The sequence below is a fragment of the Pseudidiomarina aestuarii genome (assembly GCF_048263735.1).
Classification (GTDB): Bacteria; Pseudomonadota; Gammaproteobacteria; order Enterobacterales; family Alteromonadaceae; genus Pseudidiomarina; species Pseudidiomarina aestuarii_B.
In genome coordinates this window covers 465,499-478,330 of record NZ_JBLXDX010000003.1, presented here as the reverse complement: position 1 = coordinate 478,330, position 12,832 = coordinate 465,499, and the positions used below count along the sequence as shown (strand labels likewise).

Genomic DNA, 12,832 nt, shown 5'->3' with positions numbered 1-12,832 from the left:
ACTTAGCACATAATCCCACTTGCATACCTAGAACTACAATGTATACTTCCTCTATACATAACAGTACTAGGTATAAACTATGAATCTATCGAAAGACTTAATGGCTGCATCCTCGACACCTCTGGTGTTAGCCATTATTGCCGAGGGCGAGACCTATGGGTATGAGATTGTAAAGCGGGTCGAGGAACTATCCGGCGGCGCGTTGACTTGGACCGATGGCATGATGTATCCGCTCTTGCATCGGCTTGAGCATCAAGGTTATTTGCGCTCATTGTGGCGCGTGGCTGACACCGGTCGTAAGCGCAAATACTACGCCATCACGCCAGCGGGAAAGCAGGTCATTGTTGAACAGCGCCAACAATGGGAACTGGTGAATGAAGCGCTGAACAAGGTGTGGAAAGAATTTAACGAGAAGATGCAAGGGAGTGATGATCATGGCTACCAACCCGCTTAAAGCTGATGCTTTTGATCTCGAAAGCAAAATTACCGAGTGGAAGAACTTTTTAGCACAGCGAGCCGTCATTAGTTCGCAAGACATTGATGAGCTAGAGGACCACTTACGTGGCCAAATAGAACATTTGGGAAACTCTGGGCTTGATGATGACGAGGCATTTTTGATTGCTGTGAAACGGGTTGGCGATATTGAGTCGGTCTCTCGTGAGTATGCCGAGGTGCACTCTGGACGCTTGTGGCGCAATTTAGTGTTAGCGCCACAAGGTGCTGGCGCGAGCTGGTTCAACCTAGAACTAGCCATCGTGTTATTGCTAGCGGTTTGTGCCGCTATAGCTTTTAAGCTACCAGCGGCTTTTGGCGTGGTGTTTGAAGACCCTTCTACGCCAATTTATGCGCACAATTTGCCATTATTTTGTTTGCCATTTCTAGCGCTGTATTTTGTTTGGAAGCGCCAGCTCGGGAAACAGGGGCTATTGGTGTTAGCTGGTATCGTCACCGTGCTAGCGCTGGCAATGAATGGCTTTCCGTTTGAGCCACAAGGTTCAACAGAAATTCTGGCAATGCTGCACTTACCAATTGTTATGTGGTTTGCGGTAGGGGTGATGTACAGCGGTGATTGGTGGCGCACCCAGTCACGGCGCATGGACTTTATCCGCTTCTCCGGTGAGTTTGTTATCTACTATGTACTCATGGCACTCGGTGGCGGTGTTCTTACTGCTTTCACCATTGGTATGTTTAGCTTTATTGGGTTTGACGTGGAGTGGTTTGCACAGGAATGGATTCTGCCAGCTGGCGCTATGGGCGCAATTATTGTGGCGGGCTGGTTAGTTGAGTCGAAGCAGGCTGCCATTGAAAATATGGCTCCAGTACTAACGCGAGTGTTTACACCGCTCTTTACGCTGCTTTTGGTTGCCTTCTTGGTCACCATGCTAGCCACCGGGAAAGGCTTTGATGTGCAGCGCGATGTGCTCATTGGACTCGATTTGTTACTCATTTTAGTTTTGGGTTTGGTGCTCTATGCCGTATCTTCTCGAGATCCGGGGGAACCCGTGGGTTACTTTGATGTCCTATTGCTGGCGTTGATTGTGTCGGCTTTATTAGTCGATGTGCTGGCGCTCATTGCCATTGCAGGCAGAATATTCGATATGGGTTACACCCCGAATCGTGTTGCCGCGCTGGGCGAAAACTTGATTTTGCTGCTAAGTTTAAGTGGCTATTCATGGCATTACGTTCGCTTTTTGCGCCATGAAACTGGGTTTAATGCCATTGAACGTTGGCAAACGAACTACATACCCGTATATGCCATTTGGGCTGCTATTGTTGTCTTTGCATTCCCACCATTGTTTGGGTTTGCGTAGATTAAAACCGGCTTTTAGTAGGATTCTTTGGATTAGGTCTTGAGGGAGAACAGCCAGGGAGATTCTGCTAGAAGATAGGGGCATCGCTTGCGGTGCCCCTATTTTTTTGTTTACCACAACAATTAATGAAGTTGGTCGCCTTTGCGCCTGCGTTTGTCGGCGTACATACGCTGATCGGCAATATCCAGCAGTTGAAGAAAATCAGTCCCATCAGCAGGTAGCTCCGCACCACCTATGCTCGCTTGAATAGATAATGAATGGCTCTGAAAACTTAAAGGCTCAGTCAGTGCTGCGTGAATACGCGCAGTAAAAGTACCTAGCTGATCACGCTCACCGAATGGTGTCAGGAGCACAGCAAATTCATCTCCACCAATTCGCGCCACAGTATCAGTGCTTCTTGTAGCTCCTTTCAATCGCTTCGAAAACTCCAGAATCATGGCGTCACCTGCTTGGTGGCCCAATACATCGTTCACTTGTTTGAGGCCATCTAAGTCAAGCATCAACAACCCTAACGAATTATATCCGAGCGACTTGTTCTGATGACAGTTTCTCAAATTGTCCATAAATAGAGAGCGATTTGCTAAACCGGTCAGCGAATCGTGCGTTGCGCGGTGGACTAACTTTTCAATATCGTATTTGACCGAGTAGTACATGCTCGCTGCTACTAAATCACACAGCATTCCTATCGCTTCAACGTCATCGTCAGAGAAGTTATTCACATTGATGGACATGGCTTTCAGAACGCCAACAGTAGTGTCTTGAAATGTCAGCGGTAAGACGATCATGGAGCGCAGGTTCATCCGCGCACAGGCTGCCTTATCGACGCGATCATCGGTCAAGCAATCAACACAATGTAAAATTTCGCCGGTTCGCACACATTGGCCAGATAGACTTGTCGACATGTCCAGCCGTAAGCCCATATGCGGCTCTGCAATGCCTGCAGCTGCGCGGTAGACCATTTGCCCGTCTTCAGCTAATTCAATAACAGCCCCTTCGGCGGTCACTAATGACAGAGTCTGTTCAACCACATGCTGCATGACCCGACCTAAGTCGAGCCCAAGTTTGGCTATTTCAGACTGAATTTTAATAACTTGCTTGAGCTGTTCTCGTGAGGGCATAGTTGTTCTTTGAGTCGGTCCCAGCGCTCCTAAAACTTACGCTTTTTGGTTTCGATATCTCAACACTATGAAACACCTCACTCTATTTCGCAAGCTAGGCCCGTTCTTACTAGGAGGCTCTGGTACTGACAGGCATGTTCGTTTACCCATTGAATTCCGCAGCGAAGGCATTGACCGTCTCAATGGACTTCAGGAGATCCTCATTCGCCGCTTCGAGCTGCTTGAGTTGCTCGTCGTCAAGATTCCCATAACGCTTTAGGACCTCAATTTGATCGAGATTATTTTGATAGCGAGCAACCAGCACTTCGGCCGAGATTCTCTCCGTACCCGGTTCAACCTGACTAAAGTTATTTTCCAGCTCCTCCCGATTCAGCGGCTCTAGGCTCTTCATCTGAGCCATCACCATATTGACCGGAAATTCACCAAATTCGAGATTGTCTAACTCACCATTCTTGTCCTGCATAATTAGATCTGTTAGCGACGCATTGCCCATAATCAGGCTGCCATCGAGCATCTCTTGATGCTCCTCAGGACCATATCCAACGCGGTCATACCACGTATTCAAAACCTCGGGATCATCAACCATTGCAACAAACTTAGAGTTCATGTCGTCACGATGTAATTCAGCACCTGCTGCAACAAAGCGATTAAAATGATCAGCCGATAGATTGCCTTGCGAAAACATAACGGCCATACCCATTGGACTCATGGCACGATTCCCACCAAATTCGAACAGCCGCTCATCAATGCTGATGAGGCCACTGTCAATCAATAGCAATGTATTCTCGATAACAGCTTGCGAATCACCACTGTACTTCATTAATGCCGACATCAATTCCTGACCACTCAGCTCAGCTAGAGCGGCAAGTTCTTCTGGAATTTGTGCTGTTGGTGCCGCTTCTGACGCTACTGCAGTTTCGCTCGACTCTATTTCAGCTGCCGGCGACGCCGTCACTTGCTCCACTGCGCTAGCTGGGCTCGAAGGTTGAGTTTCCGGTGAAACTACTGCTATCGGTTGCACGCTGTCACTGGTCAGTGAGATATATATCCCAACGGCCAACATCAACGCGACTACTACACCTACTACTGCTTTCATTTTTTACAATTCCTGTAATTTGTAGAGCTACTCACCACTATGAGTACTAAGTATCTCTTTAAGTTCTTCTAGCTCGTCTTTGTATCGCTCGTTCGCAGCTATGACCTGTGTTCTTTGCTCTTCTGAAAGCTCTGCGTACTGAAGCAGAATCTCAGTTTCATCAACGCTATTTTGGAGTCTTGGTATCAAAAAAGACTCGGCCATTTTTAGTTCTTTCTCATCTGCTGCTGCAAGTTCGTCTTTAAGTTCTTGTAGTTCAAGTGGGGCAATTGCTTGAATTCGTGTGATCGACCCCGCGATCGCATCGCTCGATAACTTTATGCCATCAAGCTCACCCTTTTTATCCTCAAGAATGATCTCTGCAAGAGTCAGGTTGCCATTTTTTAGCGAATTGTTCAGCAACTGCTCATGATCCTCTGGACCAAAGGCTGCAGTTTCATACCATGCTTCAATCACCTCAGGATTATCCAGACTCGCCATCATCTCTTTGCTGAGCTCGTCATTCTGCAACGTTACCCCAACATCCAAAAACCGATGGAACTGATCCAGTGTTAGCTGACCTTGTGACAAGCCAACGGCCAATAAAAATGGCGTCATCGCCTGACTATTGCCAAGTTCAGCGATACGTTTATTCACATCAATACGGCCGCTTTCAATCATCACGAGCATATTCTCAATACTGCTATCCAAATCACCGCTATGCTGCAATAGAGCCATCGCAAATTCTTGACCTGACAACTCAGCGATACGGTCGAGCTCAGGATCTTCTTCAGCCGCGGCGTCTGCGCCCTGTAACCGTTCGGTAGATGCCACCGCAGCCTCATTCTCAGTTCTCGCGGCGGCTGCCGCGGGCTGTTGTATAGAAATATTGCGAGCTTCTTGCTCTGATGCACTATCATCCATCCACAAAATATAGACTCCAACGACCAACATCAACGCGACTAAGATTCCGACAATTACTTTCATCTTGGACTTTCCCTTCTAATCTATTCGGATTTTCATATGTTGCGAACTTGTTGAAAGTTGACCATACCTGATTCCACCAGCGAAAGGCCAGTGGAAATCAGGAATAATCAGGAATATTGAGGAATAATTAGGAATTATTCGGCTGCGTAGGCAGCCATGACTTCATTGCGGCGGAAAAAGGGTAATGTCCACGGAGGATCGTAGCGCGCCAGCTCTGGAGCGGACAATGGTTCCAGTTCACGCTCGGTGAGAAATGCCATCAGCTCTGCCGTTTTCTTTGCGACTTTTTCCTCACCAGCGAGGCCAGAAAACTGAATAACAGCATAGTGTTTTTCAGGGATTTCGCGCAATTTCACCGCGTCATTATTCGGAGCAGGCAAGGTTTCCATGGTGTACAGACTTGGCATGACAAAATGCACACGCCAGCGACCCTCTTGCTCTTCCATGGTTACCGGAGCTGTCATGCTAATTTTTTGCGACTCTGGTTCCATTGTTACTGGTGCGGTCATCGGAATTTCCCGTGAGCCACCAGCTACAGCTGTATTATTGCCAAAAATATAGTCGGCTATCAGACGAAAGCCGCGGCCAGAAGCATCATCCATTGAACCGTCAACCCAGGTTTCAGCTACGATCATGGGCTCATACAAACGCAGCTCAATATCACCAAACTTGCCGACCACTTCGTATTTCGGCTCTTCTGTCGCCATTGCCGTGCTCACCATAGTTAGCGTTATCAATGCCATCAACCAACGTATCAGCATACCTTTACCCGTTGCTACAATTGTTCATGGTAGACAATACGTTGCAGCAGAGATCTTAGCTCAACTTAATTCGCAACTTTCGCTTGCTTGGCAAAGTGTTCTCGGGCTTCTACCAAAACTTCCTCCATGGCAACAAGGTTACTTCGCTCTAAATCTTTTGCATTATCTAGATCGTTCCGCTCAGCTAAGGTCAAATCGCCATATTCTTTGAGCATTTCAATCCGAGCAATACTGCCGTGCTGATGAGCAATAAACGCCTCAAGCATAGAGTCTCCGTACTCAAAGTTTTTTAGCGAATCTAATAATTTGTCCGTATCTGCAGGTTTTACACTCCTGTATTCGCGCAAATAACTTTGAACTGCACTTTCAGACAGATGTACCTGATCAAAACGGCCACCTTTATCCTCCCATACCAACTCAGCTAGGTCGGCATTTCCCCTAATCAGTGCTTGATCAAACATCGCTTGATGGTCTTCGGGACCCAAACCCGTTTCATCGTACCAAGTTGCGAGAATATCTTTATTCATGACAAAACCGATGACATCCTCGGTGTAATCATTACGCTGAAGCGTTGCGCCTAAGTCCAAAAATCGTTGAAACTGTTCTGTTGTAATGGTGCCGCGGCTAATTTCAAATGCCATCCAAATGGGTGTGTATATCTCGTTTCCGACTATCCATTCTAACGGTTCATTAATGCCTAAATGTTGCTCCTCTATTAGGGCCAACAACACATCCACACGTTCAGTGAGATTTGGTATCGATCTTACGAGTGCAATGTTCAATTCTATACCTCGAAGATCCGCGAATGGCATCAAATCTACCTCTTGGATTGAGGGTTCTGAAGGCTCGACCGATTTTGGCTTGGCCATTATTGATTGCTCTTTTTGCACAACCGGCTCTGCAATCTGCGCGGTGGTAACCACTGGCTGCTCGGGCGTGTCAAACCACCAAACAAAGCCAATTGCTCCAATCACCAACACACTTAGTACAACAATCCATTGTTTCATAGGCATCCCTAACCGAACCTCATCACTATCCGATATCTTTTCTCATTAGACTACATCAACATTATTCAGCTTGCAGCGGGCGCTGGTGAACGGCGGTGTCGGTATATTGTTGGAAGGAGGTGACTTTGCCGTCTTTGAACTTCCAAACATGTGCGAAAGGCGCTTTGAAACTTTTCCCGGTAGCTTTGTAAGTGCCACTATATTCGCCGAGCGCAATAACTGTTGCACCTTCGGATACGAACTCGCTTGGTATAGCTGCGAATCCATCCCACTCGCCGCCAAGCTTCATAAAGACGTTGTCGAGAACCGCTTCAGGACCAATGAAAATACCCCCATAGGGACCACCCTCAGCTTCTACCCAGCGAATATCTTCTGCAAATCCTGCTAATACAGCAGGGATATCGCCCTTAGCGAAGGCTTTGTAGACGTTCTGTGCTAGTTCTAAATTATTAGTCATATTTACTCCTATATCTGTCCGCCATGCTAGTGCTTATCGTGCGCAATGCACCTCTAACTCAATCTCAACCATGAATTCAGGCAATGCCAGCCCTTTCACTTCAAGCCAAGACCCGGTTGGAAAATGATTTGTATAGAGCTCGTTGCGATAAGCGGATGCCTCTAAAAACTTCTCCATATTCGTAGTGAAAACGTTTTCAACAGTGACATCGTCGAAGGTACAACCAAAGTGTTCCAGAATTTTCTGCAAGTCCGCATAGACATTCTTCATCTGCTGTTCAATATCATCAACAGCAGTAGGATTTCCTTGGTCGTCCATGCTGACAGCACCAGAAATTTTGATGTCATTCCCGATGCGCAAAGCATGGGTATACCCGTAAGCTTTCTCCACCTCAGGACGTAAGTGAAAGTATTCTCTAGCAACCGACATAGCTATTTCTCCAAGCAGGTGCGACATGCAACCGTTTGAATGACTCTAGCAGCTATCGAGGGATTTACCTCATTTGATGCCTGAGTTTAGGGCGCGAGCTCGAGACAGACTCTACGCAGACAGAACGACGCGGTTACGGCCGTCACGTTTACCGGTATAGAGCAGATCATCTGCACGTTTTATGAGGGCTTCGAGATCGGTTTCACCGTCTTGTGCGACGGCAATACCTACAGTGATGCTGAGCGTCAGTTCGCCCATTTCATCTTGCAGAGCTAATGTCGCGATACTCTCTCGCAGCCGCTCGGCGAGATGCTGCGCATCATTGGCAGCAGTATCGGGTAGGGCAACCACAAACTCTTCACCGCCGAATCGGCCAATGACGTCCGTGGGGCGCAAAGACTCCGCTAGAGATTCAGCAATCTGCTTCAACACGCGGTCACCGTGGGTATGACCCAGGGTATCGTTGATTTTTTTGAAGTGATCGACATCGACCATGAACAAGCTGAAGGGAATTTTTTCAGTGGCTGCGCGCTTAAGCAATGTGCCAGCTCGCTGCATAAAGTAACTGCGGTTATTCAACCCCGTGAGCGCATCTTTCTCCGCAAGCTGCCGTAGCTGGGCTTCGAGTGATTTTCGCCGCGCTATTTCAGTTACCAGATGGTCATTCTGCTCACGCTCTTCTCGCAACAAAGCGAACTGTTTTCGCTGTAGATTTTCGAGCCTCAGTAGCGCGGAAAAACCCACTAAGTTCGCCATGACTAGGAGTAAGCCGATCCGCAATGTTACGGCCCCGGTGACGCCTGCAAACTCGACCGCGGCAACCAAAAAGCCGATACACAGGAATAGACTCGCCAAAGTCGCGACGGTCAATAGATTAGGGATGAGTAGATAAAATGCCGTGGTTGCCACTGCAACCGCTGTCACTTGCGAGCCCAGACTTTCTGGCCGCAATGGAACAATCAAAATAATACCTATGGCAAGTATCCACAGTGGCAGGGCGTGTAACCATGGCCTTTCTGAATAACTCCCCCAACGAGCAATAAAGAACGCCAGAATTACGGTTAAGCTGACCACCGTAATACGCATGGCAACTAACAGATAGTATTCTCGAGTCAGGCCCAGTAAAAAGTAGTCGGTAATGGCAAACATGCCAAAAAGGGAGGCGGCAAGTATTAGTGCCAGACAGGTGTCAAAACGAACCTGCGTTTGAATGGATTCTCGATACAGTCGCTCTTTCTGGTTGTCTCTAAATTGGCCCGTCAACCAGTGCACATTCTCGGGCTTTTTCGGTAGTACCAAGCGTAATGCTTCCCGTCTACTTTTTCTTATGTGGTTATCCTAATCCAGAACCCGCGCAGATGCATCCATATCCTCGTGCAGCACACGAATGACTGTCACCTCTGTTTTTGATACCCGGTAATACACGCCATGATGTTCTAATTGCAATCTGCGGTAACCTTTCGCTACATGATCATAAGCTGAGCCAAGCAACGGATGCCTGCGAAGCTGATTCATTCCAGTTTCGAGCCTATCAAGGTATGTGTCCGCTTGAACTGCACCCCACATTTCATAGGTATATGACCAAATGGAGATAAGGTCAGATTCTGCCTTTGGCGTTATATTGAGCTTCAACACTAATCCGTTGCCTTTGCTCGAGCTCGACCCGCAGCCTTTATCTCCTGCATGTTTAAAGGTTTTGTCTCGCCACTTGACTCACCATCTTGGAGCGCTTGACGCAATGCATTAAGACGCTCTTGTGACTGTTGGTCACGGCGAATTAAATGCCGGATATATTCACTGTCATTACCAAAATTTCCGCTTTCAATCTGCGTTTTCACCCAGTCGTCTTGATGCTCAGTTAGTGTAATTGTTTTCCGGTGCATGCCCATCATTAAGCTCCTGACCATTGGCAGTATGATATTATCATACTCAATTTGTGGCGAATGGGGAAACTGATAATGTTTCTGATAGAGCCTTTGCAAACCATCAAAAACACTAAGAATATGCTTTATGCGGTGACTTCCCATAGTTTCTCAACTTCTTCCAACAGGATTTGTTGAGCTGCTTGTTCGGCCTCAGAATTCGCAAGCAAGTCCAAGAAGTAACTCACCGGGCTGTTGTTCGAGATGCTCTCCATATATAACGAGCGCAGCGCCGCATCAGTAGTTCTTGGAATTTCTGACTGCCCTTTCTCATAACGAGCAATTGTTTGTTCAGATACACCAAAACGAGTCGCTAAAACGCGCTGAGATAAATTCAATTCAACCCTTAGAAACTTAAATTGCTCATGCGATAACGGCTTCTTACTCTCAACGACGAGTCGTCCAATTTTCTGGTGAAGCCCATTGATATCATCAATGCTGACAAACTCATCACCGTCGACTCGGTCAATGGAGTAACCATTTTTGAGATACACATTCGACAAACCGCTTTCAATGTACTGATACATTTTGCTTTCCTACTCAATCCAAACGGTCACGACCACGGCAGCAGGGTCATCTCGGAAGTTCTCTATAGCCAAGGTAACTTGGATGATAGTTCCTGCCGCCATCCCACTTATATTAAGCTTCCAATCACCGTTAATTGCTTCAAAGGGACCTTCCCGAAACACTGAATGTCTGCTTTTCAGAACCGTCAGTATTTGCCGAGAAGTTATCCCTCGCTCAATCATTCTCATCTTTACGTGGCGACTCCACCGAATTTGCCCTGTATTGTTCTCTGCGAGATCAACAAGGATTTTACGCGCCAACGTCTCAGTGAGAGGGTGATCAGCCGATCTTTTTGGCTTATTTTCTTCCATGAATCACCTATCAATTTGATACCATTCATTTTGATAGGCATGTGAGATTCTGTCAAGATGGAGAAGTCTCACATATCATAGAGAATTAGCTGAATTACGGGGATAAATTGTCACTTCCCTGCTAATCTTCACTAATGGCTGAAATTGAGACTCAACATGTCTAAGAATACAAGCATTAGTCTTGGTGACCACTTTGATCAATTTGTTGACCAATTAGTTGCGAGTGGGCGTTATGCATCGACCAGCGAGGTCATTCGCGCTGGACTGCGCAAACTGGAAGAAGATCAGGCGAAGCTTGAAACTCTCAGATCTCTATTGCAAGAAGGCATTGCTAGCGGAACAGCAGAATATACTTATGACTCACTCATGGCAGAGATTGATAACGAGCTCGGCAAATGAGCTCGCATCGACTTTACCTGCTTTGTTGATTATATACGCTTCGCAATCAGATCAGCTTTTAATAATCCACCTTTAGTTAGAAGCTTCGCTGAGAAATTCGGGTTACGGCGAGACTTAAATGCTTCGTATATTTTCTTTAATCCCCCGGCCTCGAGTAGAGAAATATTCACCTCGGTATCGAGTTCAGCAGATTCTATAAAATCGGTTGAAAAGGTCGGAGCTATGATAAGGACTTGCGATACGCGCTTGCCAGCTGACTCACAGCGGTTTACATACGCTTTGATCTGGCGCGACGTTGTGGAATACTTCGCAAAATCACCGTTCTTACAGGTCTTGGCTTCACCAATTATTATATCGTCTTCACTGATTGATATAAGGATGTCTGCTTTGTCTTTTGCAGTATTGATGGAACGACGAAGATCCTCGTCCACATCGAAGCCTAGCTCCTCAAAGATTGCTTTTGTAACCTCTTCAAACTTGACACCAATATCAGCCTCGGCAATCTCTACGTTTTGTTGCCTCAGCATTGCCAAATCACGACGAGCTAGAGCTTCATAATTCTCAATTAGCTTATCCGTTGCATTTGCAAACGCTTCAACAATAACTTGACGCACATCTCCTCGGCGAGTGATGTCCATTGATACTTTCAGCGATTTCACTTCATCATTCGTTAGAGTATAAAGAATATCGTAAGGTGTGATTGAGAGTGCTCGTAAGCGTTCTACCTCGATTTCGATATTGTCCTCTAATTCGAATTCCGTGCGGAGCAATTTGATAATATCTGGTTTGTGCTTTGTAATAGTTTCGAATAAAGCTTTATAACCAGTGGCAGAAAGCACGTTAAATTCTCTATCCGACGAAGTGTTTAGCGCCTGAATGATCAATTCGCAACGCTCCTCAAGAGTGCTCCCGAGCTTATCAAGCTTTAGTTGTAAATCACTAATAAGCTGCTTTAGCCTCTCTTTTCTCTCGTTAACTTGAGCTTTGTCGTTATGAAGGTCCTGCGATAGTATTTGTGTTGCCGACAAACCCATTTTAAAAATTGAGGTGATTTTTTCCTTACGGTCAACACCACGGATTCGCTTATCATGCGCCTTTAAAATATTCGAAAGTTCGGCATCAGATAAGGTTCGGAGAATGCGTAAAATGTGCTTATCGGCTAACTGTTTGCCTTGGATGCGATGCAGCATCACTACTATTTCATCAGGCACATATACCGATTGCTCCTTCTTACTAATGAACAGTAACCCAATCTCTCTCAATTGATTCAGGCAGTCTTGAACTCCCGACTTTTCAATCGGATGGATCAAATGTTCAATTGCTACCTTATCTTCAGCCGTTACATCTAATTGGTGAGCAAGAACATTCAAAATGCCTCGCTCTTCATCCGTAATTTTGGCTTCCCTATTAATATTTTCGTCATTATGAAATGCTTCTTTTAAGCAGGAGTAATAAATTCCAAGCCTTTTATTTTCATCAAAAATCCCGGGGTCTGAACCCGCAAAAATAATTTCTTTGAGTTTTTGGGAGTGATCATTGATGGATTTCCATTCTTTAGCATACAGTCGTTCAATCCATGACACTTGCGCCACACAATTGCCATCGCGACTTAGAATATTTATTAACAATGATGCTTGAGTGCCGCTCAATGCGAGTAATCGTTTTACTTCTTTTGTAAGAAGCGGGAGCGCCAATTTGAATAACTGGGTTACTTCACTGCTTGGCGCATCTTTAATTTGCCCCTCAAAATTACTAATTCTTTTGGCGAGAACTTTGTCGCTCTCGCTAGCCTCAGTACATACACGATCCAAGAAATTTATGAACTTAGATTTTTCAATTTGATTTACAGCAGAGAGAACATTCGAAAGTTTCATGCAGGTACCGCTCCGTGGCTTGATTATTTTTTACACAATCACGATAACCCATGAACAGCCAAATGCAAGTATGACGTATAGTACGACTAGTATTTTGTCGTAATTTAAGCAAAA

16 protein-coding genes are annotated in these 12,832 nt (G+C 46.0%); 3 read left to right on the top strand and 13 right to left on the bottom strand.

Annotated features, from left to right (window positions below; translation table 11 throughout):
* Positions 1–79 precede the first annotated feature (79 nt).
* Positions 80–454, top strand: a complete 375-nt coding sequence (locus ACN0S4_RS09445) for a PadR family transcriptional regulator (RefSeq protein ID WP_417657427.1) — start codon at positions 80–82, stop codon at positions 452–454.
* On the top strand, positions 435–1,811 hold the full coding sequence (locus tag ACN0S4_RS09440; RefSeq protein WP_417657426.1) for a permease prefix domain 1-containing protein: 1,377 nt from the start codon (positions 435–437) through the stop codon (positions 1,809–1,811). Before ACN0S4_RS09445 ends, ACN0S4_RS09440 begins: the two co-directional genes overlap by 20 nt.
* A 122-nt stretch (positions 1,812–1,933) precedes the next feature.
* Here ACN0S4_RS09440 and ACN0S4_RS09435 read toward each other — a convergent pair whose 3' ends face one another.
* The 12 genes from ACN0S4_RS09435 to ACN0S4_RS09380 all read right to left on the bottom strand — a co-directional run bounded on the left by ACN0S4_RS09435 (position 1,934) and on the right by ACN0S4_RS09380 (position 10,445).
* A complete protein-coding gene (locus tag ACN0S4_RS09435; RefSeq protein ID WP_417657425.1) occupies positions 1,934–2,929 on the bottom strand; it encodes a diguanylate cyclase domain-containing protein in 996 nt (331 codons plus the stop codon).
* Between the two features lie 142 nt (positions 2,930–3,071).
* Positions 3,072–4,025: a hypothetical protein gene (locus tag ACN0S4_RS09430; protein WP_417657424.1), complete on the bottom strand. Its 954-nt coding sequence runs from the start codon at positions 4,023–4,025 to the stop codon at positions 3,072–3,074.
* Between the two features lie 27 nt (positions 4,026–4,052).
* A complete protein-coding gene (locus tag ACN0S4_RS09425; RefSeq protein ID WP_417657423.1) occupies positions 4,053–4,991 on the bottom strand; it encodes a hypothetical protein in 939 nt (312 codons plus the stop codon).
* Between the two features lie 134 nt (positions 4,992–5,125).
* Positions 5,126–5,752: an SOUL family heme-binding protein gene (locus ACN0S4_RS09420; RefSeq protein WP_417657422.1), complete on the bottom strand. Its 627-nt coding sequence runs from the start codon at positions 5,750–5,752 to the stop codon at positions 5,126–5,128.
* A gap of 65 nt (positions 5,753–5,817) precedes the next feature.
* A complete protein-coding gene (locus ACN0S4_RS09415; protein ID WP_417657421.1) occupies positions 5,818–6,759 on the bottom strand; it encodes a hypothetical protein in 942 nt (313 codons plus the stop codon).
* A 61-nt stretch (positions 6,760–6,820) separates the two neighbouring features.
* A complete protein-coding gene (locus tag ACN0S4_RS09410) occupies positions 6,821–7,216 on the bottom strand; it encodes a nuclear transport factor 2 family protein (protein ID WP_417657420.1) in 396 nt (131 codons plus the stop codon).
* Between the two features lie 33 nt (positions 7,217–7,249).
* Positions 7,250–7,645, bottom strand: coding sequence for a RidA family protein (locus tag ACN0S4_RS09405; RefSeq protein WP_417657419.1), 396 nt, complete (start codon positions 7,643–7,645; stop codon positions 7,250–7,252).
* Positions 7,646–7,756: 111 nt separating this feature from the next.
* Positions 7,757–8,944, bottom strand: coding sequence for a GGDEF domain-containing protein (locus ACN0S4_RS09400; RefSeq protein ID WP_417657418.1), 1,188 nt, complete (start codon positions 8,942–8,944; stop codon positions 7,757–7,759).
* Between the two features lie 39 nt (positions 8,945–8,983).
* A complete protein-coding gene (locus tag ACN0S4_RS09395) occupies positions 8,984–9,277 on the bottom strand; it encodes a type II toxin-antitoxin system RelE/ParE family toxin (RefSeq protein WP_417657417.1) in 294 nt (97 codons plus the stop codon).
* Positions 9,278–9,279: 2 nt separating this feature from the next.
* A complete protein-coding gene (locus ACN0S4_RS09390; protein WP_417657416.1) occupies positions 9,280–9,672 on the bottom strand; it encodes a type II toxin-antitoxin system ParD family antitoxin in 393 nt (130 codons plus the stop codon).
* Positions 9,654–10,094, bottom strand: a complete 441-nt coding sequence (locus ACN0S4_RS09385; protein ID WP_417657415.1) for a helix-turn-helix domain-containing protein — start codon at positions 10,092–10,094, stop codon at positions 9,654–9,656. The genes ACN0S4_RS09390 and ACN0S4_RS09385 overlap by 19 nt, the downstream gene beginning before the upstream one ends.
* Before the next feature lie 9 nt (positions 10,095–10,103).
* Entirely contained in the window at positions 10,104–10,445 is a 342-nt protein-coding gene (locus ACN0S4_RS09380) for a DUF4258 domain-containing protein (RefSeq protein WP_417657414.1), read from the bottom strand.
* A gap of 156 nt (positions 10,446–10,601) precedes the next feature.
* Here ACN0S4_RS09380 and ACN0S4_RS09375 point away from each other — a divergent pair, with 156 nt between their 5' ends.
* Positions 10,602–10,844 carry a type II toxin-antitoxin system ParD family antitoxin gene (locus ACN0S4_RS09375; protein WP_417657413.1) on the top strand — a complete coding sequence of 81 codons (243 nt, stop codon included), beginning with the start codon at positions 10,602–10,604 and terminating at the stop codon, positions 10,842–10,844.
* 29 nt (positions 10,845–10,873) lie between these two features.
* Here ACN0S4_RS09375 and ACN0S4_RS09370 read toward each other — a convergent pair whose 3' ends face one another.
* Positions 10,874–12,718 (bottom strand): hypothetical protein, encoded by a 1,845-nt coding sequence (locus ACN0S4_RS09370; protein WP_417657412.1) that lies wholly within the window; start codon positions 12,716–12,718, stop codon positions 10,874–10,876.
* Between the last annotated feature and the right edge of the window lie 114 nt (positions 12,719–12,832).